The 25,344-nt window shown below is 32.7% G+C and carries 14 protein-coding genes; all 14 read left to right on the top strand.

The window, feature by feature from the left end:
* Positions 1–4: 4 nt before the first annotated feature.
* The 14 genes from Q0912_RS08425 to Q0912_RS08360 all read left to right on the top strand — a co-directional run bounded on the left by Q0912_RS08425 (position 5) and on the right by Q0912_RS08360 (position 25,331).
* Complete coding sequence (locus Q0912_RS08425) at positions 5–427, top strand: GPW/gp25 family protein (protein WP_299114017.1); 423 nt, start codon at positions 5–7, stop codon at positions 425–427.
* The gene (locus Q0912_RS08420) at positions 428–4,273 is read left to right on the top strand and encodes a hypothetical protein (protein ID WP_299114015.1); all 3,846 of its coding nucleotides are present in this window, start codon (positions 428–430) and stop codon (positions 4,271–4,273) included.
* Complete coding sequence (locus tag Q0912_RS08415) at positions 4,254–6,962, top strand: hypothetical protein (RefSeq protein ID WP_299114013.1); 2,709 nt, start codon at positions 4,254–4,256, stop codon at positions 6,960–6,962. Before Q0912_RS08420 ends, Q0912_RS08415 begins: the two co-directional genes overlap by 20 nt.
* Positions 6,959–11,104, top strand: coding sequence for a contractile injection system tape measure protein (locus Q0912_RS08410; RefSeq protein WP_299114011.1), 4,146 nt, complete (start codon positions 6,959–6,961; stop codon positions 11,102–11,104). Before Q0912_RS08415 ends, Q0912_RS08410 begins: the two co-directional genes overlap by 4 nt.
* A 110-nt stretch (positions 11,105–11,214) precedes the next feature.
* Positions 11,215–13,293 (top strand): hypothetical protein, encoded by a 2,079-nt coding sequence (locus tag Q0912_RS08405; protein WP_299114009.1) that lies wholly within the window; start codon positions 11,215–11,217, stop codon positions 13,291–13,293.
* An 18-nt stretch (positions 13,294–13,311) separates the two neighbouring features.
* Complete coding sequence (locus Q0912_RS08400) at positions 13,312–14,136, top strand: hypothetical protein (RefSeq protein ID WP_299113995.1); 825 nt, start codon at positions 13,312–13,314, stop codon at positions 14,134–14,136.
* 64 nt (positions 14,137–14,200) lie between these two features.
* On the top strand, positions 14,201–15,124 hold the full coding sequence (locus Q0912_RS08395; protein ID WP_299113993.1) for a hypothetical protein: 924 nt from the start codon (positions 14,201–14,203) through the stop codon (positions 15,122–15,124).
* Positions 15,114–16,469 (top strand): ATP-binding protein, encoded by a 1,356-nt coding sequence (locus Q0912_RS08390; protein ID WP_299113991.1) that lies wholly within the window; start codon positions 15,114–15,116, stop codon positions 16,467–16,469. Before Q0912_RS08395 ends, Q0912_RS08390 begins: the two co-directional genes overlap by 11 nt.
* Positions 16,470–16,479: 10 nt before the next feature.
* Positions 16,480–17,163 carry a hypothetical protein gene (locus tag Q0912_RS08385; protein WP_299113989.1) on the top strand — a complete coding sequence of 228 codons (684 nt, stop codon included), beginning with the start codon at positions 16,480–16,482 and terminating at the stop codon, positions 17,161–17,163.
* Between the two features lie 14 nt (positions 17,164–17,177).
* On the top strand, positions 17,178–18,266 hold the full coding sequence (locus tag Q0912_RS08380) for a beta-1,3-glucanase family protein (RefSeq protein WP_299113987.1): 1,089 nt from the start codon (positions 17,178–17,180) through the stop codon (positions 18,264–18,266).
* Between the two features lie 16 nt (positions 18,267–18,282).
* Complete coding sequence (locus Q0912_RS08375; RefSeq protein WP_299113985.1) at positions 18,283–19,497, top strand: hypothetical protein; 1,215 nt, start codon at positions 18,283–18,285, stop codon at positions 19,495–19,497.
* A 72-nt stretch (positions 19,498–19,569) separates the two neighbouring features.
* Complete coding sequence (locus Q0912_RS08370) at positions 19,570–21,669, top strand: DUF4157 domain-containing protein (RefSeq protein ID WP_299113983.1); 2,100 nt, start codon at positions 19,570–19,572, stop codon at positions 21,667–21,669.
* 47 nt (positions 21,670–21,716) lie between these two features.
* The gene (locus Q0912_RS08365) at positions 21,717–23,048 is read left to right on the top strand and encodes a DUF4157 domain-containing protein (RefSeq protein WP_299113981.1); all 1,332 of its coding nucleotides are present in this window, start codon (positions 21,717–21,719) and stop codon (positions 23,046–23,048) included.
* Positions 23,049–23,219: 171 nt separating this feature from the next.
* Positions 23,220–25,331: a DUF4157 domain-containing protein gene (locus Q0912_RS08360; RefSeq protein ID WP_299113979.1), complete on the top strand. Its 2,112-nt coding sequence runs from the start codon at positions 23,220–23,222 to the stop codon at positions 25,329–25,331.
* Positions 25,332–25,344: the final 13 nt, after the last annotated feature.

Raw genomic sequence — 25,344 nt, 5'->3', positions numbered from 1 at the left:
AAAGATGAATTATAAGGAAAAAGAATTTTTGGGTTCTGGTTGGTCTTTTCCAGTTACATTTTCTGCAGGAAACTATAGCTTAAACCTTACAAAATACGAAGAGAACATTAACGAATCTATAGACATTATACTTCTTACAGCTATGGGTGAACGTTATATGCAACCTGAATTTGGTTCTGGTCTGCATCAATTTTTTTTTAAGAAAATGGATGAAACCTTAAAAGGAGAAATTAAAGATACTGTGATGGAGTCATTATTAAATAACGAACCACGAATTGAGGTCTTGGAGGTTGAGGTTAGCTTTTCAGATTTACTAAATGGTTTAATAGAAATCCTCATCACTTATGTATTTAACCAGACCAATACAAGACATAATTACGTATTCCCATTTTATATAAATGAGGGTACAAATTTAAAAGTATCGTAAGTGAACAAGATTAATCAAGATAATGCTTTAAAATCTCAGCGTAATTACCTGACTCCTAAATCTACTCTTATAGATGGAAGGACAGAACAAGATATGCTTGGTTTTATGGCCAATTTTGCTTCTCTCATTAATTTTTACGATCGCGACAACAATAAATATGGAGATTGGACACCATTTTTGCTTAAAGACCCAATTTTCTTACTAGCGTTAATTTCAGCGACCAATTTTAAAAACATACACAGCCTATATCTAAGTACATGTTCTAAATTAAAGCAAAATTTATATAAAAAAACCAAGAAGAATAAAGAGAGATGTAATAATAAAATTAATGATTATAGTGCAACAAATTCTGTAAATCAGCTTTTTGGTCAATTAACGGGTATTTATTTAAGTATCCAAAAATGGGCATATTACATGGAACGCTCTAGTAATTACTATGAGTTAAAAACATATTTATTTGACGAAATAAAAGATAATTATGGCACTTATTTGTGGGCTTTATTAACATTTCAGAAACAGCTCAGTATAGTACCTATAATAAAAAATGTAGAGCCAGTAGATAGTAATGTAAGAGATGTCTTTAAAGGTAAATTATGGGAGCAAGGCAAAAACAAAGGACCTTATTGGGAAATCTTAGGATTAAATAAAAATATGGCTAAGGATAAGCCCTTTGATTTGTCTAAAATTTCGGCTTGTAATGTATTTGAAGGCATACAGGTGGTTGGTGATCAATTATTTCCTTTCCTCAGAAAAATTATTGATTATGCCCTTGTTGAATTTGATAGTCAAAAGGTAAGAAAGAGTAAGTATCCAGATACAATATTGTTAAGGACATTTATTAATCTCTTAAAAATTCAGCAAAACCAACTAAATAAAATCTCGCAAAAGCATTTAGAGTTTTACTATAATAATATCTTAAAACAAACACAAGAGAAGGCAATACCAGACCAAGTATATGCTTGTGCTGAATTATCAGGTACAGAAGCAATATATAAATTGCCAAAAAAAATATTGTTTGATGCTGGTACTGATACAAGTCAAAACCCAATAGTATTTAAATCTAATACAGATGTAACACTAAATCCTGCAAAAATAACTACAACATTAAACCTCTTTAAAGCAGAAAATAAAACTGAAAATACTGAATCTCTTTATTTAAAAGAAATTCAATCACCAACAGAAGTACATCGTAAAGAAAATGGCGAAATCGAAACATGGAGCACCTTTGGAGAAAAAGAGCCAAAAAAGGAGAAACCAGTTACCTTAGGATTTGCATTTGCATCGCCAATTTTGTTTTTAAGAGAAGGACAACGATCTATTAATATAACTTTTACTTTCAGTAGTTATGTTGATTTAAGTACATTTTGTAAGGCAAATATCTACTTAAGTACAAAGGATGTTTGGTTAAAAATAGATAATTCGTTTATATCATATGTGTATACAAAAGCAATGATGAATGAAGAATCTAATGAGTCTAAAATAAAATTGACAATAGAATTAGATGCAAACTTGCCTGCTATAGAATCTTTTGAAGAAAATCCAGATGGACTTTCTAGCGAATGGCCATTATTTAAAGTTGAATTTAACGAGTTTAAAGATTTAGACTCTCCTCCAATAATGACATCCTTGGAAATTGATGTAAATGTTAAAGAATTAAGGACCTTTCAATTATACAATGACTTTGGTGCTTTAAGTACTGAAGCACCTTTTCAACTTTTTGGACCAACTCCAAATCTTAACAGCAACTTTATTATTGGTAATTCTGAAATCTTTAGCAAACCTTTAAAATATTTAGAAATAAAATTAGACTGGGATAATTTGCCACAAGATTTTAAGGAGTATTATGATGCTTATAATAAGTACATTGCTAAAATTTCTAATGTTGAAAATGAGGAAACTACTACCGACTCATTATTTACAAGAATTGCTAGGTTTATCATTAATCTTTTCACGCCTAATACAACTTCAAAATGTACAATTCCTGATAGTCCAGATTGTGATTATTATAATAATAAATCCTTTCAGGTAGAATTTAAATGGTTGAAAAATAGAGTTTGGGCGCAATTTTCCATGCCTAAATTTGGTTGTAATGAAGAAGTTGAAACTGAAAATTCTGAGCTAAACTCAGATACAAATACTGAAGGTGACGAAATTACACCACAAGAGCTATTTTGTGTTGTTGATGAAGTGATTGAGTCAGATAGTAATAGTAAGTTTCGATATGAATATAATTCCTCGAAGTCATCAAATATAAAACCATACCCTAACCTTCAAAAAACAGAGTTAGAGTATACCGAGGCAAGTACTTCTGGTTTTATGAAGATACAACTAGTAGAACCTGAATATGGATTTGGAAACGATATATATGCTCAAGTAGTTTCTTTTATAGCTATTAAGAATGCTGCTTACATTGCCGATGAATGTTACGAAAAGCTATTACTAGCACCTAACCCACCATTTATCCCTGAAGTTACAATTTTTACAGCAAATTATAGTGCTACTCATACCTATAAATTCAATGAGCAAGATGAAGAAATGTATCCTTATCAATGCTATTACTATACACCGTTTAAAAACTTTTTAGTGTGCAATCAATCTATGTCTATTCCAGATTATACGTATCAGCTTGCCACACCTATAATAACTAAGGATATTCCAAAAAACAGGGGCATATCCTTGTATCCAGCTTATAAAGGAGAAGGAACGTTGCTTTTAGGATTAGAAGGTTTGATTACTCCAGAAGAGTTGAATATGTATTTTGAACTTGTACGAAACTATACCAAATCCATGACTTTAGAGGATGCAGAAGTTGGTTATGCCTATATGGAAGAAAAAAATTGGAACAACTTACCAGTACTCTATGATGGAACTAAGAATTTTAGTTGCTCAGGTATTATTCAGCTAAATGTGCCAGAAAATATTTCTACTGCTAGTTATTACATGCCAGAAGATAAATATTGGTTGTCTATTACTGTTAGTGGAGATCTAGATTTATATTCACAAACCGCATACTTAAATACCAACGGTTTTAGATTAACACGAAGTGGTGACGATTATTTAGAAAATACTGAGATACCAAAATTAGAAAGTGATTCGATTTTGGGGCCACTAGAAGGAATTCCAGAAATAGCATCTATTATTCAACCCTTTCCTTCTTTTGGTGGTAAGCCAGCAGAGAACGAAACAGTAGCCAATCAAAGAATAAGTGCAAGGCTCAAAACAAAAAACCGAGTAGTAAGTACATCAGATTTTTTCAATGTAATCAAGGAGAATTTCAATGACATTTACTATTCCAAAACCTCATACTCAAAAACAACCAATACAACTAATGTATATCTGGTAAAGAAGGTAGATAATTATAAATCATCTAATGCGTTTATGCCACTAGTTGATGTATGTAGAGAAACTTCAATAAAAAACTTTTTGGTAGAGCGAGCCTCAGGACTATCTAATATAGAAGTCTCCAACTTTCTATTAGAATTTGTTACTGTAATTGCAATGATTTCGGTAAAACAAGGATTTGAATTTGAAGGTGTTATGAAAGCAGTTAATCAAGGCTTGATGCTTTATTTATCACCTTGGATTTCAACAGACAGTGCACAGGTTCAAATAGATCAAGGTTTAAGTACTTCAGAAATTGCTAAAATTATTAATGAATTTGATGGTGTAGATAGTGTAGATAATATTCAATTAGAAACGGTTTTTAATGGTAATAATACCATGCATAATGCAAGCTTTATAGTTCCAGTAGGTTCAACAACATTGTTTGTGCCATCTGCACAACATAATATTAAGGAAACTTCAAATATTCTAAAACTTATAACAGATGATCGAAGTGACTACTAGCTATATTGTAAATAAAGAGCTCCCAATCACTCAAAACTTTAAGTTGTTGAGAGAAGAAGGGTTAGCACTGATTCAAGATGTAAGTGATTACGAATGGACTAATTTAAATCCAAGTGATCCAGGTGTTACTATACTAGACCAGATATGCTATGCACTAACCGAATTAGGATACTGTAATGATTTTCCTGTAAAAGATATTCTAACAACAGTAAATGGTGATCTCGTTATAGAGAATCAATATTATTTACCAGAAAATATCCTTACTACCTCACCAATTTCTATTGAAGATTATATTAAGTACCTTATTGATAGAGTTGATTATGTTACAAATGCAGTTATAGTTCCTATAAAATCTAGTATATCTAGTTATATGGTTTATCTGCATATTGATAAATCTATAACCAATATAGAAATTATTAAGTCTATATGTAAAACTGCATATTATACTTTAAATAATTCTCGAAACCTTTGTGAAACATTTGTTGTTAATCCTCTAGAAAAGATAGAGGTTTTGTTAAGTGGACAAATTGATATAGGTAAGGACATAGATGTAAAGAGCCTCCTATCTGAGATACAGGTAAAACTAGATAACTATATCTTTTCAAATGTTCAGCAAAAAGGATATGATAAATTAAAAGAAGAGGGTATACCTACTAATACTATTTTTAATGGGCCAATACTTCAAAATGGATGGATACTTTCACAAGATATTAAGCCTAAAAAAAACAAAGTTTTTCTTACTGAAGTAAATGCATTGATGACTTCGGTAAATGGTGTTGAGGTTATATCTCAACTAAAGTTTTATAACACAAAGGATTCTACAGTAATTAATAGCCTAGATAACCAAGTCGTTAATATTGATATTATAGAATCAGTAAATGCCAATAGACTAAAGATTTCTAGAAATGGAAAAGATATAAAAGACCAGGTCACAGAAGAACTGATAGAGACAGCTAAAAAAACATATCAGTTAGAAACTAATGTAGAGCTTAAATCTGTAAGCGCAATTTGTTTAGGACCAGACTTACCTAAAGGAACTTATAGAGATATTAATAATTATTATTCTATACAAAACACGTTGCCAGAAATCTATAGAGTAGGTGTTAATGCAATAGATTCTGGTGCTTCTAATTATCAAATTGCACAATCAAGGCAATTAATGGGTTATTTAACCTTGGTAGATCAGGTTTTAGCCAATCAATTTTCTCAATTAGCAAATATTAGTAAGCTCTTTTCATTTAAAAATACAATGACTGGAGACCCTTCAGATAGTAATACCTTTTATAATACAAATAATGATCCTCAAAAGATGAAAGGCTCTTATCCCGTACCATTTGAGTCATTTTCTCCTACGTATTTTTATCAATCTTTATATGATATTCCACAAATAAAACCATTACTTAAGAGCAATGATATTTTTAATTTTTCTGTAAAATATATTTCAAAGAAAGACCTAGATAAGAGAAGTTGGAAAGATTACATCAAGGATCCGTATAATTCATATATATGGGGAATCAAAAATTATATAGAAGATGATGAAATAAGTTTTTCGAGACGAAATGAAATACTAAATCATCTTTTGGCAAGACATGGAGAATCTCCTTTGGTTATCGACGCAATTATAGATGGGTCAAAATACACAGGAGATAAGACACAAGATCAAGTAATATTTAAAAGTCTATTATTACAAAATTTAGGACTGCTATCGTATTACAGACAAAAAGCATATAATTTTAAAGGAGCCGATAAGATTACCTTACCTGAAAAAGAAGAATTTGAAGAAATAGAACTTACAAATGATTTTATTTTCAACTCAGAACAAGTAGACAACCTTGAAAAGTTATCCTCTAATGACTTTCTTAATTACTCTGCTATTGAATTAAAGTTAAGCCTATTGTTTGGTTTAAAAAGTTTGTATAGTGATTTTATAACAAATCCAAAATATGGTATTTCTAATAAGACAAAAAATAGCATAGAAGCTTCAGATTTAGAGATAGAGCAAGCAAAATGGCTTATACAAAAACGTAAAGGATGCATTCTTATCGAAACTAATTTATTGTTTCAGGTTGCTAAATTTCGTGCCACAATTATTCAAAACGTTGAAGATAGAAAATGTTATTGGACAACAGCAAAAGATCTAAAGTATGAAGATGCCATGCGAATTCATAATTGGCTCAATACGAGTAATACCAAAACAATTAAAAATCAATTAAATGATTCAGTTCTAAAAATTGATGGAAAGCTTTATCAATTAAAGCAGATAGAAGCATATCCTTGGGATGAAAATTGGATTCAGCAGCCATTAAATACATCTGAGTATTTGCATGCAATAAAAGCAGATTGGGGAAAGGATATATGCACGTATTTAGAAAACCCTCATTTTAATAATGTAGTAGATATATATTTTCCCGATTATATAGAAACTATTAATAATGACAATTTTAAAGACCGTCTTGGACTTTTTCTTGAAAGCTCTGGTCCTGTACAAATTGAATTTAGACGTCATTATTTGCCAGCAATTGAGTTATGGGTTGTGATTTTGCTCTTTAATGCATGGCATAATAGATTAATCTACCAAGACCCTGCATCTACTAAAGAAAAGGCTAAAAAAATAAAACAAAAGATATTGGTTAAGAACGCACGAAAATTAGTCAAGCAAATTATTAAAAACAACTCTAAAAGCAAATGACCCAAAGCTATACACATATAATTTCTAGGCTAAAATGGGATACCTCTTTTGATAAGAAGGAAACTGCCTATGAGTTTCAGGGTCAATTGAGTTCATGGAGCAAAAACTATATGCCAAGGGAAATTAATAGCATTTTTGATAAGGCTTGTACACAAGAACAAACGTGGGAAATAGATTCTTTGGAATTGGACTTGGGTGTTGTAAATTATAAAAACCTTAACTACAGTTTATCAAAAAAACTCAAAGAAGCTTTACAAGAAAAGTTAGGGAATCTATTGTTAGAATCTAATAGAGGTTCTAGAAAGCTCAAAATACTTTATGCAAACACTTCTAAAATTGAGCTAATTAAAACCTTTTTGATACAAGGTTATATGCCATGGAATTATGAGTCTAAAAATGGATCTGTGAACCAAATTCTTTCTTCATTGTTAAAGAATGATAAGAAAGAAATTGATAGAATGATAAAAGAAATAGGAGTAAATGAAAATGTAAGAAAGCGAATCGCATGGCAGATTAAGGAGGAAAACTTATTAATGATTATTGAAGGTCTAGAGCCAAGTAATTATGTACAGATTTTTGACTTTGCAAATGAGCTCACAAAAATTCAACAAAAAAAACCAATAGTTCAGGCGAGTTCGGATGGATTTAGAAAAAACTTATGGCTTTGGGTTCTAGATTATCTCCTAGTTGAGAGAGGTACATTATTTAATAAAAAGACTTTTATAAAGAGCAGTATAGTTAAGGTAGCAAACCATTATAACATTGATTACAAAACGCTCATAAAATCTATAGATAGTGCTGTTAAAAGTATAAAGGACATGTCTTTTATAAAGCCAGATTTTGTTATTGTATTAAAAGAATTGGTAAAAGAGAATGCGCTATTAAGGCAAAAGCAAGGTAAAAGTACTGATGTTACTAACTATTGGGAGATTCTTACACGAATGCTCAGAAGCAACAAGAAAAAAACAAAACCCGAAAAAGAAAAATTTAATGAACTAATAATTGCATTATCTAAAGAAAACAAAGTAAAATTAGCTGATTCACTAAGATTAGTATACAATTCTAAGAGTTCTTGGCAACGTATAGTAAATGATTTGAGCCCCTCAGCTTTAGAGGAAGTATTAAAATCCATTACTCATAACGAATCTAATATTATAATAGAAAGCATCAATTTTATTAATGAAGTTGGGCAAGAAGGAAAAATTAAAATTAACCAAAAAAAACTCTTGCAGATTGGTCTAGAATATTCTTTAAAGCATAAGTCAACTTCATTTAATGTAAAAGAGTTTTTAAAATATTTTCTAACAGAATTTAGAAAAAGAGATAAAAGCTCCGAAAAGCAATTTTATAAAGCCTTTAATGCAGTTAATGTGTCTTCATCATTATTAAAGAGCGATTCTACAGTAAGCATTTATTGCACTATGAAAGCTTTTCTTGATGATAGACCTCACAAAAGAGGGTTTAAATCTTCTGACTTACAATTAAAAAGCTTACTAGAACATTTTGGTAAAGCAAAACAAAAAGTAGTAGATAATACCTTTGTAATGTCTATACAGCAAGCTTTTATTGATTGGGTAGTAGCTAATCCTACAAAGGCATATAAGGCGTTGTTACAATGGTCAGATAAAACACAATTACACCAATTTCTATCATTAGTTCTAGATTCTTATACAACAGATATACTATTAAATTCTTCTGAAGGGTCGATAAGAGATTTAATATTTAACCTAAAAAATGCCATAAAAGAGACTGGTAATGATACTTTGATTTTTGTGGTAACTCAGAGTATAAAGGCATTTATACTTAATCCAGAATTAGATGCGACAAGGCTACTGAATCTACTTTATAAGGAACACATTTTTGATATGGAAAAAATTCATCAAGATGAATTTTTAAATCTATTCCAAGAGGCATCAGAAAATGCAAAAAGACCAGAATTAGAAATTAGTAAAACTGTTTTCTCTCAATTAAGAAGTAGAATAGATAGCAATAAACTACCAGTTTTCGAAGCCATTTTAAAATTAATGAACAATGTTGGTAATAGAAAGGTGGAAGTATCAGAAAAGCTTTTGACTAATATAAGAAATGGGAGACTTACTTATGCAGAATTAATAGATACTAATAGGAATAAAGAGGTATTAAACTATTTGGTTAAGGATGGAGAATTGGTAATGAATAATCAAGTAGAAAGATATTTTGAATATTTAAAAGATGATTATAAATACTTAGCAAAAGAAGAAATAAAACAAAAGCTTATAGAGCTATTTTGGGTTTGTGTTATAGATTATAGTAGCTATTTAGGAAACACTACTCAATTGATACATCTGTTTAATAAAGCAATTATGTATGCATTTCCAAAAAGCCTTTCAATTGAGGATTTGCATCAAGAAGCTTTAATAAAAGGAAGGTCCTATAAACTTAGTAATGGTAATACATTAACTCAATCACAATTAACTTCAGAAATAAATGCATTTTTTCATTCTTCTAGTAAAAAGTCGAAGGACTATTCTGAAAAAGAACTATTAAGTCTTGCATTTGAGGTAACCCCAAATGAGGTGGTAAAAATTATAGAAGCTAATAAAACTACCGATAAGCAATTAAATAACCTAATGCAATCAATTTCATTTCAGCAATTTGTTAAAGCAATTATATATGGAGCTCAATCAAAATCAAAATCAAAAGAAGTAATAAAAAGCATAGCAATACTAGAAAATCTTAGTAATCAATTAGTTGATGGAGAGTTAAGAGAAGTTGAACAATTTAATTATTGGAAAGCCTGTGTAAAGGCTTTAAAGTCAGATGTTAATGCCAAAGTATACCTAGAAGAAATTGTGGACAAAACCTTAGTTAATATTAATAAAGAGGCAGAAATAGTTTATGCCGAAATGGAGACATTACTTATTAAAATACCGCATGTTTTAAAGAATATTTTGGTTGCAAAGAATAGTGTTTTTAGACAAGCACAGACAAAAAATGCTAAGAATGAGTTAGAAAACTTTCTAGGATGTAATAGCTACTATAATTTAGAAGAATTATGCTACTCATTGATTGTTAATGAAAAAATTCCTTCATGGTATATTTCCATTAATAAATATGGAATAAATGATTTGCTAAAGAAGCTTGTTAAAACTTATCCTTTAGTACTATTTTCTGTATTAAAACATAGGTCAGTTTCTGATTCCAAATTTTTCAGGTTAATAGATATAATTGAAACTCAAAATCTATTCAGTCTTATAATAAAACTAAACCCAACTCAAAAGCACAGTATAAAACAATTTGAACACTTTTATAAAGCTATAAGTTTAGTGTCTATAAGTGGAATAACTTCTAACCAAATACAGAATATAATCTTTAAGATATTTATTGAAGCATGGCTTTCTGGGCATTGGGGCAAAGTTATGCCCAATGCAGTTTGGACTAGGTTGATATTGGAGTTAAATGTAAAAAGAAGAATTTCAATGGTAGATTTTGAGAAAAGTATTGTTTCAACCATTGTAAGTTTCCCAATGGCTTATCAAGCAGAATTTTATTTAATTACCAAAGCAGAGCAAACAAAATTATATGAGAAAGAAGACTATAAGTTAAGCCAAGATAAGATAATACCATTAACACATGTTAAAAAGTTTGAAGAACCGAAAAATGCTATTCCGATTACCAATGCTGGGTTGGTTTTAATAAACACATACTTTCCATTGCTTTTTGAACGACTAGGGCTTATAGAAGCCGGAAAATTTTTAAGTACAGCTTCTCAATTAGAAGCCGTACACTACTTACAATACGTAGCAACAGGAATTAGCAAAACAGAAGAACAGTACTTAATACTCAATAAAGTCCTTAGTGGGCTAAGTGTTGAAACACCAGTATTAGACAAAATAGATATACCTAATGATAAAAGAAAATTGATCGATGGATTAGTAATTGCTGTCACAAAACATTGGTCAGCAATTGGAAACTCATCTATAGAAGGTTTTAGGGGGAATTGGATAATTAGAACAGGATTGTTGTTAGAAAGAGAAGATGCTTGGGAACTAACAGTAGAAAAGAGAGCATATGATATTCTTATAAATAAATCCCCTTTTTCATTTTCAATAATAAAATTCCCATGGATGGATAAACCATTACATGTTGTATGGCCATATTAAAATATAAAACCAATGAGAAATTAATATCAAGAATTAAAAATGATAGAAGTTAACGATTAACTACAAACCAGAAAAACAAAAATCTATTAATAATTTAAAAAAACAGTTTTATGAGTTCTTATAACGAAAATTTACATTCCACAGTTGTTGCCTCGTTGGGCGATCAGGAATCAGAAGTACAGAGCATAGAAGCCAAAAAAGATGCTTCAATGTTCACTCTATATTATGCTCAAGGAGCAAGAATAACAGCTTCCGAACAGCTTAATTTAGCTTTAGAGAAATACGACAAAAAAGAGAGGGTAAAGCATGCTAATATTGTAGACAGCAATATATCTACCAATGTTGTAGCTTCAGCAGAAGTAGAAAATACACTTGTTACACAATCAGTTACAAATTCAGCTGTTTCTGCTGCAAATATCGAAGTAGCTGCTAATGCCATAACTAAACTAGCAAGTGATACTGGTAGTATTTTTAGCATTGTTAATGCTGCCGATTATAATTCGCAAATATTTGATGAAGCACAGTATGCAAAATGCTTAATGGACGATACAGCATATTTAGCTGAGAAAGTTTCACAACATGCTATGGAAGCTTCTGCACTCTCTGCTGAGATATCTGCATCATCTATAGAAGAAAAAGCTGTAAGCACAGATACATCAATTAAGACATTGCTAGACGTTGTTACAAGTGAGTTTAATGAAATTTCCGAAGCTGTAGATAAGGATAATGAAGTTTTAGCAGAAGCCCATGTAATAGAAAAGAAAGCAGAAGGAGAGTTAGAAGATGTTACTGGAGAAGCTATTGCTACTACTGAAGCTTATCAACTAAATAACGAAGAACTCAATCTAGACTTACAAGTGTCTAACTTAACCAATATAAGTTATAATGTGTTGTTTAATAGATACAAATCTGCGTTCACCCAGTTTGATTGTGTAGATGTTAAAAAATCTTCAGATACTGATGAGGATACAGATGTGGTTTTAAACCCATACCCAGTTAAAAATTATTACATAATGCTGGTTAAGGATAATAAGAAATCTACATTTACTGTTAATACTGCACAGGCAAATTATAAAAAGGATAATCGTAGTGTACCAGCAGGGTTGCCTATTATTCCTCCACCTAATCCTCAAACCACAACTTTTGATATCCCTATATCTATAACTGAGCTATATGATTCTGATGGGGAAGAATTAAAGCTAGGAGAGGAGTATGTAGTATTCGTCTATGCAATTCTTGACGATGACTATAAAAAAACAATAAATAATTTTGATGATTATATAACTGCACCTTCGGCTACTTTTAAGCTTACAACAGTATTAGAGAAGGCATTTGATATAGATGTACCAAAAGATTCTACTCCTCAAGAGTTAAAATTCAATGTAAAGCAAGAATCTTTTGTTAACGTAGAAGATATAGAGTATCGCTGTATGTTTTTGCCAAGTGACGAGAAGCTTACTAAAGGGCTTCTTACTCAGGCATGGCTCAATAACTTGGAAGGATATGCTGAATATTTAGAGAAAATGGCAAGTGACCATGACAAGCAATATGCTAAAAAACAATCTCAAATGACATTATTGAAAGTTCAGATGAAAGCAAGAAAGCAATATCTAGCTAATAACCCAATTGAAGTTGGAGAGGATGCACCTAGTGGCTCTAAGGGTGAGGATAAATATTTATTAAGTATAAGAGAAAAAATAACCAATTGTCAAGCAGAAATAGATAGTCTTAATCAAATTAAAGGGGGATTCGGAACAGAAGTTTTTCCACCTATAATTGATTCTACAGATAGATTTTTATTTAATCTCTGTGTGGCAGAACAAGTCCCAGCCGGAAGCTATAAAGCAGCGGATATAGAGTATGATGTTATAAATGAAGAAAACGAATTTATTACAGGTAGTGCCACAGTTAAAATACTACCAGATATTACTGATAATTTTGGTAACCGATTAATGGATGGGCATAAGTATATCCCAGTAATACTTTCAATTAATGTTGGAGATAATAAAAAAGAGTACACCAATGCTTTAACAGATTACGGAGAACAGCCCTTTTTTGTTTATAAAAACGATACTTCTGACGGAACAATTTTAAGTCAATTAAATCATGCTTTAGAAGATATTGAAGAAGTAAAGGAAGAGCTGGAAGCGAAGAAAAAAAACAAAAAAGACAAAAAAGATAAAAAGTAAATTAAAAACAATAATATTATGGGAACTACAATAAGAATATATGATAAATACGGTGTAACTGAAGAAAAGAAAGCAGAATTAGATGCTTTGAAAATAGCAGTTACAAATCAAAAAGATTACGTAGAACAACTAAAAGCAATTACAACTTCTTTAAATACTAAATTAACTAAGTTTCAAGCTTTTTTATCTACGGCAGAAAATGATAGAACTAAGGCACTCAAAAATAAAGAAGCACTAGATGACATCATTCAAAAAGCATTTGATCTTATGGATAATTCAGAAATAGCTTTTGAAGAGATTGTAGATGCAGATGCTAAATTAAAGACAGTAGCTTGCGAGATAAAAACTGTAATTGAAAAATTGATTTACTCGGCAGAAGTAGTAAATAAATTATCAAATTTAGTAGTTCGTCAAAAAGCCTTAAACCCTTTAATTTCGGATGAGTTGATTACTATGATTACAACAGCTGGCGAAGATGCTAATAATGCTGTTGCTTTAACTTTAATAGCCCTAAAATCAGCATTTGCATCTCAAGCAACCAGTTTTGAATGTGAGTCTGTTTCTGCAACAGAGTTCATTCAATCACAGAGGTTATACTATACCATTATCGGAAAAAAACTTGATGGTTCTAAAGCGGACGATACAGTAGATACTTGTCTTAAAGATTTAATTTATCAAGCATATGAAGATGCTAAAGATGATTATGAACAAGCTTTAACTGCTAGTGTTGACACCACACTTCAACTAAATGAGACGACGGCTAAATTAGAAAGAGGTCAGATAAAACTAGCATCTTTAGAAGCTGGTTTAGCTGCAGCTAAGGCAGCAGCATTAGCGTCTTGATATTAATTGGTATTTACCATTACTATAAACAAATAGCAATGGGTAATACGTAAGTAGAATGCTTATGGATACAGTTTATAGAAAATTTTATAGAGGCATGTATTTAAATACAGGAGGCTTTATACCCTCTAAGCCAATTAATCAGAGTATTTACCCAGGTGATTTTTTTCAAATTAAGAATGGAGAAATAATTGTACTTGGCAATATTTTTAGGAAGTGTATAGTAGATCCAGAAGCTGTAGAAATAGAATATGATGTAAAACTAAACCCAGCTAATTGGCGTTTTGGTGAAGGCGTTACAAAACCCTATTCTGGTAGAGGTACTGGAAATAATCCAATAGAAGGAGATTTTGAGTTTAGCAAACAAATATTGGCATTTAAAAAGCAAGGAAGCTACTTCTTTAAAGGAACTGAACCAAGAGCCGTTAAAATTTTAAATTGGACAGACATTTGGCAACAGCTTATTATTAAGCTTACACAAACTTTTTATTCGTTTCGAGATATATATGTTGTAACAGAATGTGCAACTATGGATAGCTGGACATTAGCGATTTCTAGTTCTAAAAAAGCAGAGCTAGAAATTGCAACCGATTCTGAGAACTTTGGACTAGTAGATATATTTGGGCATGCGTCAGCAAGAACAGTACAATCAAAAGATATAGAATACTATCATAGACAAAGTACCAGAAAGCCAACATTTTTTAAGGCAAAAAAGCTAGCGGTTCAGAATGAAAAATTGGATGTTTTTATAAGCGAGCTAATCAACGAAAGGCTATGTCAAAGTGAATGGGCTAATGATTTCTTTCAATGTGATTTTGATAACGAACCTTATAGTTTCGCACCTCGTATGTCCAGAAATGCACAAGTTGGCGTATTAGATATGTTACAAGCCAATGAGTTAAATCCAAACACAGCATTGCTTTACTTTAGATGGGAGGATACCAATTTAGATGATGTAGAAAAACTTTTCCTTTCCTATGGAAGTTAAATCAGCCATAAAAACCTTATATGATGAAATAGATTGGCTTCAAAAAGTTATTAATCAGGTAATATGTAGTTATTTATTGCAAGAAGGTCATGAGAAGCGTTGGCAAGATATACCTGTTCCAGATTTATCAAATTCAGACAGTCCATATGCTAGCATTGTAGATTTATGGGAGCTAGATATCTATCATAGATTGGCTATTATCTTAGCTATTGCTCCAAGTTTAAGACCAGAAGTGTTAGATGTGTTTTTTGGAAGAAATCAAATTTACGACAGAGGTTTTACAGAGTTTGGAGGTGTAATAGATAAAAGTCATAGTGGGTTTTTACCAACAGGCCAGACGTTATGTTTTTTAATAAGTGCTACTGAAATTGAGCTTAAGGGAGTTGTTCACGATATTTTAGATAAGAATGATATACTCATTAAGGAACAAGTAATAAATCTAGGGCAAACTGACGAATATATTCCAAACTTTAATGGTGTTCTAAGTTTAAGTAATCAATGGCTTCATTTTTTCTTAACAGGTAAGAAGCTAAAAATTGAACAAAGTGCTGAGTTTCCTGCAAGAAAGATTACTACAAATATGGAATGGGAGGATGCAGTTTTAGATGATTTAATCTTGGAGCAAGTAATGGAAATAAATACATGGTTAAATCATAGAAAAACATTAATGAAAGATTGGAATCTAGAGAAGATGATTAAACCGGGCTATAGAACATTATTTTACGGTCCACCGGGTACAGGTAAAACACTTACAGCTACCTTATTAGGGAAAGCTTCTGGAAAAGATGTTTATAAGGTAGACCTATCTATGATTGTATCTAAATATATAGGTGAGACTGAAAAAAACCTCGCAAAAATATTTGATATAGCTCAGCATAAGGATTGGATATTATTCTTTGATGAAGCCGATGCTTTATTTGGAAAACGTACTATTGCCAACTCCTCAAATGATAGACATGCTAATCAGCAAACAGCTTATTTATTGCAGCGCATAGAGGATTTTCCTGGTACAGTAATTCTGGCATCAAACCTTAAGGCAAATATGGATGATGCCTTCACAAGAAGATTTCAATCGATGATACATTTTACAATGCCTAGTCCAGAAGAGCGCTATCAAATTTGGAAAAACGCGTTTTCAGGTAAGTGCAAATTACATCCAGATATTGATCTGTGGAAAATTGCTGAAGATTATGAATTGGCTGGTGGTGCAATAATTAATGTTCTTAGGTTTTGCGCTTTAGCCGCAATAAAAAGAGATGATACTATTGTAACTAAGCAAGAACTTTTAACAGGCCTTAGAAGGGAATTTAAAAAAGAAAATAAGACACTTAGTGTAAATATTTAAATACTTTAAAATGGCAGACCATAAAGAAAAATATAAGCATCATAAAGTGACACATGGACATTATTCGCCAACGTATAATCTATTATTTCATATAGGTAAATGGAGAAAATTAATTCCAGACGAGAGGCGTAAAATTATCATTGCTCAAGCTCTTAACAAGTGTGTTTGTAGGAAAAGATTTAAAATAGTAGGATACCTAATTACAGAGAGAAGGGTTTGTCTAATATTAGATAAAAAGAAAACTAAGCTTAAGAAAGGACTTAAATCATTTGATAAATATGTAGAAAAAGAGGTGAAGCACTATCTTAATAGACATGGATATATACATCATGAAACTCATAGAAAGCATAAAGGGCAACGGTTTATACTCGGAGATTTATTTAAGTGTTGTACACTATATAATCAAAATTTAATAAAGCTAATTACAGGAAGAAAAGCTAAACTACCTTATTACAGTTCGCATTTAAAGAGGTTAAAAGACTTGATTCATGACTATAATTTTTGTTCAGCTATAAATTATGATGGCGGCATAAGTCCAGTAGATGTAAAAGTAAAACCAAAATCTTATTGGAAGAAACATCACAAACATAAGCACAAGCACAACCACCATCACGATCATCACCATCATGATCATCACCATCATGATAAGCATCATCATGATAAAAACCATGAAGATAAAAAGGATAAAAAGTAAGTAAATAAATCGTTATGGAGAATTGTATTTCAGTTACTGTTAAAAATCAATCAGGATTAACAATGTATCTAGCGGTACAGTATGGAGACAAAGACCTTTGGTTGTCCATAGCAGATATTAATGCATTAGCTTGGCAGCCTTTTAATAAAGATACTTGTGTTAAAAAAATTGATAAAGGCACTTTCGATACTCCAACTACATTCGATTGGAATTTAATTCAATACTGCAATCAACAAGAAGAAAAAGTTCGTATGTATGTTGCAAATATGCCATTAACAGGAGAGTCATTTGACCCAATGGCTACTACTTTTCTTTATGATATAGTTGAAATGGGATGGAATACTACCTGGAATATTACTAATGTCGATTTTTTCTGTTTTCCTATGCAATTAGAGGGAAATAACGAAAAAGTAGGATATAAAGATAAGCTTACAAGAGCAGATATTTTTAATGATTTGGCTCAAATGCCAGAGCCTTTTAGGAACCTATTTGTAATTGAAATGTTAGATGATGAAGAATTAGCTATCATTCTTCGTTATTTAAGCCCCTCACTTTATATCAATGCTCCTTTTAGTGATGAATTAAACAGTTGCTTTCAAGAAGCAATTACTACTGGAATGCCTTTGTTAGCTAATTATGATGGCAATTTTACTTATGGTGATTACACCTTGAGCAATTTTAGAATTACTGCTGAGAATGACATTATTGTAGATATAAAAACAAAATCGACAAATGTAGAGGCAACTTATACGCTAAGTAACATTAATACGATTGGTGTAGCAGGTAACATTATTATTTCTAGCCCAGATGATTCTGCAGGAAAAACAGCTGCGGTACTAATTGCTGCTGCTGTTGAGAGAGGTGTATTATACAATCCAGAACTATGGGGGCAAAGTGGTGGCTCTAACCAAGGTCTTCCTAAAGACTATTATCAAAACAATCTAAGTAACTGTAATCAGTATAATTATTATGCAAAGGTACTACATGATAATTCGTTTTGTGGTCTAAGTTATACATTTCCGTATGACGATATCTTTCTACAAGCACCAAAAATACAGTTTAATGAAGGCGACCATGCAATAATAACTATTATGCCATTTTAACTAAAAAAGGAATTTTATGGGAACTAAATATTCTAAAGATTATAGAAAAAATCCTAAAGCCTCTAATAAAGGAGATAATAATACGCGTAATAAAAAATCGAGTTCAGCTTTTTTAGATAATCGTCCAGAGGCACTTATACAAAGAAAACAGATTAATGTCATGACCCAGTTTAAGGGCAATATTAAAATCAATGATGACAAAACTTTGGAAAAAGAAGCGGATATCATGGGTAAGAGAGCAATGAAACCAAAAAACAAATACTTTGAAGTAAATAAAACTAAATCGAATATAAGTAATTCAACAACACAGCTTGTTAGTAAGTATGTTACTTTAAGTGGTCATTTTAAAGGAGCTATAAAAAAGGATTCTAGTTTATTGGGATTGTCTTATGAGCGTCTTAAAAATCTACCAGATGATGAATTGTCAAAAATTGGACCAGAAGATGATTTAATACTAGATGGGGCACATGGTGATGAAAGTTCTTTCCGTTATTATAGTCCAGAAAAATTGGCAAGTAAACTCGTTGCAAAGGGGCTGAAAGAGGTAAAGTTTATTGAGTTGAGAGGCTGTGAAACAGGTAAGGGTTTTAGTCAAAAATTAAAAGATAGCCTCATACTAAAAAGAGTGAAAATAACCGGCGGAATAGATGCACCAATTACAAGTGGTACAAATGCAGCCAAAGATGGAGCTCAGACAGCCTACAGACCTGAAGCGCAAAAAAAGATTGATGAGTATGAGATGTTAGAAGAGAATAAAGAAAAGCTAAAAAAATATCAAAAAAAGAAAGACAAGATGCCTGAAAATGAGAGGAAAAAGCTCAAGTATAAAGAAAGATTGGATAAAAATACTGATTCAGATAAGTACAAAAACAAAATAAAAAAATATGAGGGGAAACTGGCAAAATCAGATAAATACGATAAAAAAATTAAAAAGTACACAAGATCTGTTCAAAGGCTAGGCACTAATTTTGAAGATTCTTTTAATATTAGCAATTTTAAAGATGATCCAAAGAATGAAGAATTATCCCCTGCGCATCAAAGGTTACAAATCACAAAGCAATTAGAAGAGATTGAGACTAAATTATTATCTAAAAAAGAAGAAGAAAAAGTATCTGGAAGCCAAGAAGCTGCAACAGAGGAAATTCGCCTTTTGGAAGAACAAAAAGTGTTGCTTAAATCTCAATTGGATAATATGAAACCAGATAGTAACTCGCCTTGGAAGAGAGTATAGATTTAGTGTACAATATTTTAGAGTATTACTAATTTAATGTTGTGCGTAGCTATAACTAAAAAAAAGAGGATCATGCTAACATATATAGATAGAAGGGAGAGTAATTCTAGTCGGTCAACTGCAAATGCTATACCTAAAGAAGGCAGCACTAATTATCCCACTTTTCAGTTAGTAGACAATCGTCCTGAAGCTTCCGTCCAGAGAAAACAAGTCGAAGCTATGGCTGACCATACTACTGAGTTTACCGTTCAAAAAAAGCCTAATAATACAGGCTTACCAGATAACCTAAAATCCGGTATTGAGAATTTGTCAGGCTTAGATATGAGTGACACAAAAGTGCATTATAATTCTAATAAACCAGCGCAACTTAATGCGCATGCCTATGCACAAGGGACAAATATTCATTTAGCATCCGGACAAGAAAAGCATTTACCACATGAAGCTTGGCATGTAGTACAGCAAAAGCAAGGTCGGGTAAAACCAACTCTTCAGATGAAGGGTAAAGCTTATATTAATGACGATGCAGGTTTAGAAAGAGAAGCTGATGTAATGGGTGCTAAATCATTGCAAATGAGTTCCGATAGTAGTAATACCGATTTAAAATATAATACAATTAGTAGTAGCCAAACGAGTTTACCAGTACAGCGAGCAATTGGTTTTGAATTTCAAGCTTATAATAGTGTTACCTATAGAAATGCTCCAGCAATTACACCTATTCCTCTTGGAGCAGGTCATGATGTTGGTAATGGTGCAGGTTTTACAGTTGAAGAAGACTCAGGAGCTACAAATAATGAAGTAGAAATTGTAACTGACCCAGTACCAGAAACTCCAGCTGGAAGATTAGCATTAATAGGAGTGATGGCAGACATAACTGCTTTAGCTGGTGCTATTGCTAATGGAGTAGTTGTTAATGGAGTAGCAGCTGGAGGTGTCGCTTGGTTACCAAGAATAGCTGGGTTTCATTTTCACGTACCAGGTGCGGTTCACTTTCATCCGCAAGCTACGGTTGGTGTCAAATTTGAGAAGATAGGAGAGTTAATAGATTATTTAACTGCTGCTCCCAATTTAACAGGAGGAGCGGTTTTACCAGGAGCTCCAGCTTTGGGAGCTCCAGCAGATGCTAAAGCTGGATTTGCTCAGCAAATAGGATGGAGTGGACAGGCTGACCAAATTCCTTTCCAAGCTTCTTATACACAGGGATTAGCAGATGCAAGGAATAATTTGGCTGGAGCTTCTGATGAGGCAATAGGCTTTGCTGCGATGTTGTATGGTTTGGCAGATTATACAAATTCAGGTAACCACCCTGCTGATGCTGGTTTTATGAAATACTTTATGCCTTTTATGCCTAGACTAGGTTTATTACAAATGTACAATAATCTGCAACCTGCAGATATTCTTGCTTTAGCAAATATTCCTGCAGCTGTAAGAGGAACTATGATTATACCAGATGATGCAGAGATGATGATGTTTGGAAACAATCCTACTATAGATGATCTTTTAAATGCCTTTGCAGGAGGTCAAGATATTCAGCATATAGTAAATTGGGCTCCTCAAAGTTATGCACAAGGTAATGTTGTAGGCATGGCCGGACCAAACGATATAGGTCCTGCGGCTGGTGAGCCAGCAAGAAATGGAGCAATTCTAGAATTAAGAAAACTTGGAAATGATGTTACTCCAGCTCAATTAGGTCCATTTGCTCTTGCGGTTTTTGATCTTGTTAGAGCGATTAACGCACCACCAGTTGCTCCCGTTGGTGGAGGAGTTGCTGCTGGGGGACCACCACCTGGCGGGCCTCCTCCTGGTGGTGGCGGTGGAGCACCTGCTGGAGGAGGTGGAAATAATAATAGATGCTGTTTTCTTACTACAGCATGTTGCGAGTATATGGGACTAGCTGATGACTGCGAAGAACTAACTACTTTAAGATGGTTTAGAGATAACTATTTGTTAAAGAAAGCTGATGGAAAAGAGCTGGTATCTACGTATTATAAAGTAGCACCAGTTATTGTGGATGGTATGAATAAGCATCCCTTTAAGGATAAAATCTTAAAATCATTATATACAATTATCAAAAAATGTGTGGATGATATTAAGAAAGGAGATTTTGAAGAAGCGCAATTATGCTATACTACAGTAACATTATTATTGTCTAAAAGTTTCTTTGAGGAACACTAATATTTATGACTATAGTCATTTGAAATATAGTAATTTGAAAGATTGACATGCAATATGTACCAAAAAATAAAGAACTAAATAATAGTGAAGCAGTTTCATTTAAAGGGAGAACGAAGAATCGTTCTATTATTCTAGAAGACAATCGTCCTAATAATAAAGCGATATTTCAGCGTAAAAAGAATGACACTAACTTACCAGACAATTTAAAATCTGGTATTGAAAACTTATCAGGTATTGATATGAGTGATACCAAAGTACATTACAATTCTAATAAACCAGCTCAACTTAATGCACATGCTTATGCACAAGGTACAGATATTCATCTAGCATCTGGGCAAGAAAAACATTTACCACATGAAGCTTGGCACGTAGTGCAACAAAAACAGGGAAGGGTAAAACCAACCAACCAACTAAAAGAAAAAGTAAATATTAATGATGACGAAAGCTTAGAAAAAGAGGCTGATGTAATGGGTGAAAAATTAATGGAAGCTGAAGTGAATCAACCTAAAAGATCAATCTTGAAAATGACCGGATTACAATCTGATGTACCAATACAGGGTAATTTTTATGTGAGGGACTCTAAAGGTTTAGGCTCGAGTAGGAGTCCTGATCTACGGCATATGCAAGTTAACCAGACATCACATGCTCACGTTATTCAAAGGGTTAGTATTGGTGACGCCATTCCCCTCCCAGATGGTGCACATTATGTAAGTGAGAACGGTAGTATTTTTTATGTCTACATCCTCAACGGAACGGTTACGGGTGTATTTGTACCTGAAGGTGGACAAGCACCAGAAAATGCCATCGTCAATGCTTTACCTATCGCTCAAGGGCTTCCCGTGGCTCCTATCAATGCTGGTCCTCAGATGCAAGATGTAATGCCTCAACAACAGGTGAATTATGATAATCTGCAAATTAATCAACGGCAAGGAGCTTATTATATAAATCTTCCAAATGGTGCTGAGGCCTGTTTAACCTATACTGTGAATGGCTCAATTACACTTAGTTCGAATAAAACTATCTATGGAACTGAGTTGGATATGGTCAGTGTTCCTGAAGAGCACCGAAGACACAAACTAGGCCAAAGATTGTTAGATCACTTTATACAGTCGGAAGAAGAGCCACTAATTCTAGAATGTGACCAGGATGGACCAGTTTCTGAAATTGAACTAAGAAATTGGTATCGAGAAAATGGCTTTGAGGTTGTAGGTATATCTAGAAGTGGTCTAATAGCTATGATTAAAGGTGAGGCTGAAGAGGAAGAGGAGGAAAGTGATCCTATAAAGAGATTGATTCTTGAATTTGACAAAGAAAAAAAGAATAAAAAATATAAAGATAACAGTTCTTCAGGTGAAGATATGGACGAGTATAATTATTAAATAAAAGTAATTCTTGAAAATATTTGACAGTTAATGAGTGTCTTATTTTGATCGATAAGTTGATTTTATCCCTATCAATTTGAGACAATCCATATCAAAACCTAAAAGCCATTAAAAGGTTTTTTAGCCTAATTGTTATAGGCAATTGACCAATGCCAAAAAAGTGAAAATATGAACACATACACTGACAAAAAAAATGAGAATAAAAGCCGTAAGGGCGCTAATATTATTTCTCAAAATAAGAACAGTGGTGTGTCTACATTTCAATTTGTAGACAATCGACCTGAAGCTATTGTACAACAAAAGCAAATAGATGCGATTCAAAATACTTCAAAATCGCAGACCATTCAAAAAAAAGAAAATAAAACAGGTTTGCCAGATAACTTAAAATCTGGTATTGAGAATTTATCAGGTATTGATATGAGCGACACAAAAGTGCATTACAATTCTAATAAACCAGCTCAGCTCAATGCCCATGCTTATGCCCAAGGTACAGATATTCATTTAGCATCTGGGCAAGAAAAACATTTACCACATGAAGCTTGGCATGTAGTACAGCAAAAGCAAGGTCGTGTAAAACCTACTCTTCAGATGAAAGGTAAAGCTAATATTAATGATGATACTGGTTTAGAGCAAGAGGCAGATAAGATGGGAGAAATTGCTAATAATTTAAGTAACAAAAATGCACAACAAAATACTTTATTAGAGCTTTTTAATAGTAAAGATACTCATGCTAGACCAGTTCTACAAGGGTATTTTGTCAAAGGATATAATCCAATTGCGCATCTCGAGTTAATAAAAGTTTTCAATGAACTTTTGAGCATAGAAGGAAGTAACCTTAAAGAACATGAGGGGACATTTTACAATATGCTTTTCGATAAAAATGACAAAGGAGGTTTTGATGCCTGGCTCAAAACTGTGGTAGAACCTGGAGATTTGCTGGAAAGAATGTTGGTAATTGTAAAAGAAGCTGGAGTCGATGAAGGTAATTTCAGAGGAGCAATGCGTGAAGTTGGAGCTTTAAATATTCGTCCACCGGAAGAAGCTATTGGAATGCTAGGTGAAACAGAAGCCTTAAAAGATGAAGAAGAAAGAGCTGAATTATTGCAACCACCGCCAAGCCCAAGATTACAAAGTAGGATAATACAGATACCTACATTAATTGGTTTAATACAACGTTGTTTTAATGCAAATGAATTATTGCAAGAGTTCGAGTATATTCTAGGAGGAGGTTCCGCAATGTCACTCAAACGGCCAAGAGGAGGTAGGTTAGGAAGAGCTTCTGAAAACATGCGTGATATTGATATGGATTTTCAATTTAAAGTAGGTCGGGCACCTATTGTTAAAGCTATTTTAGACAGGGATGAGGTAACAACTAAGAAGGGTATGATGGAGTTAATAATGAATCAAATGGACACAGCATTGGATACATTACCAGGCGGAGCATTACGCGGCTTATTAAAAACTGAAGATATGCGTATTTCAGGTCGTAATACAATTATGTTTAATGCTGGCGATTTGGAATATTCATTTCACTTTGTCGATGAGGGAGAGGAAAACGAACGTCGTCTCAACTTTAATGAAGAGACCGTGTCTGGAGATCTAGGAAATATTCGTATCATTCGCGATGATAGTCATTGGCTACTTACAAAATATGCTTTGCGAGCACGTTTAAAACGTCCAGACAAAATCCATAAAACATTAATCGATGCCTGTATTTTTATTGGAACCCCAGAACAGCAGTCTCATGCTCGTCGTTTACAAGAGACCGCGGCCATTTTATTTGGAGGTTTTCGAAACATAAATACATCAAGAAACACATTACGTAGATTAGCTGGACCAGATGTTATGAAAAAAGATAGACCTGATGAAGTTGAGCATAAAGGTCAGCCTATCTCTGGATTAAAACCGCAACTTGCACTAGAATGGCGACAATTCCTTCTAGGAAAAACTCCTAGACTTTATGATAAAACTGTAAAAGAGAGATTAGAAGCAGATGAAATGATAGAAGTGAGAAATGATTATTTCGTTCTTTTTCAACAGATTTTATCAAGCATCATTCAAAAGGCAGGAAGCGAAAGACCAGTAGTTAGAGACAATGCAACTAAATTACTGGTAGAATTCCAAGCACGTTATAAGAATTATTCACATGTACTTCATAGACCTACAATCTGGCCATCGCAGAATTATAATGATGATAATGTACTTTCTAATCCTTTATCATCATCAGCTCGTCCTCCAGAAGATGAACGAAATGTTATTGATTTACCACCAGAAGAATAACAACCGATATGTT

The sequence above is a fragment of the uncultured Winogradskyella sp. genome, from assembly GCF_947498345.1.
Taxonomy (GTDB): domain Bacteria; phylum Bacteroidota; class Bacteroidia; order Flavobacteriales; family Flavobacteriaceae; genus Winogradskyella.
Note: the sequence above shows the minus strand (reverse complement) of the source record. Positions and strands in the feature narration are given on the sequence as shown.

Excerpts from the sequence above, each read along its gene's own strand:
- Q0912_RS08425 (WP_299114017.1), top strand. The coding sequence starts at position 5 with ATGAATTATAAGGAAAAAGAATTTTTGGGTTCTGGTTGGTCTTTTCCA.
- Q0912_RS08415 (WP_299114013.1), top strand. The coding sequence starts at position 4,254 with ATGATCGAAGTGACTACTAGCTATATTGTAAATAAAGAGCTCCCAATC.
- Q0912_RS08410 (WP_299114011.1), top strand. The coding sequence starts at position 6,959 with ATGACCCAAAGCTATACACATATAATTTCTAGGCTAAAATGGGATACC.
- Q0912_RS08405 (WP_299114009.1), top strand. The coding sequence starts at position 11,215 with ATGAGTTCTTATAACGAAAATTTACATTCCACAGTTGTTGCCTCGTTG.
- Q0912_RS08400 (WP_299113995.1), top strand. The coding sequence starts at position 13,312 with ATGGGAACTACAATAAGAATATATGATAAATACGGTGTAACTGAAGAA.
- Q0912_RS08395 (WP_299113993.1), top strand. The coding sequence starts at position 14,201 with ATGGATACAGTTTATAGAAAATTTTATAGAGGCATGTATTTAAATACA.
- Q0912_RS08390 (WP_299113991.1), top strand. The coding sequence starts at position 15,114 with ATGGAAGTTAAATCAGCCATAAAAACCTTATATGATGAAATAGATTGG.
- Q0912_RS08385 (WP_299113989.1), top strand. The coding sequence starts at position 16,480 with ATGGCAGACCATAAAGAAAAATATAAGCATCATAAAGTGACACATGGA.
- Q0912_RS08380 (WP_299113987.1), top strand. The coding sequence starts at position 17,178 with ATGGAGAATTGTATTTCAGTTACTGTTAAAAATCAATCAGGATTAACA.
- Q0912_RS08375 (WP_299113985.1), top strand. The coding sequence starts at position 18,283 with ATGGGAACTAAATATTCTAAAGATTATAGAAAAAATCCTAAAGCCTCT.
- Q0912_RS08370 (WP_299113983.1), top strand. The coding sequence starts at position 19,570 with ATGCTAACATATATAGATAGAAGGGAGAGTAATTCTAGTCGGTCAACT.
- Q0912_RS08365 (WP_299113981.1), top strand. The coding sequence starts at position 21,717 with ATGCAATATGTACCAAAAAATAAAGAACTAAATAATAGTGAAGCAGTT.
- Q0912_RS08360 (WP_299113979.1), top strand. The coding sequence starts at position 23,220 with ATGAACACATACACTGACAAAAAAAATGAGAATAAAAGCCGTAAGGGC.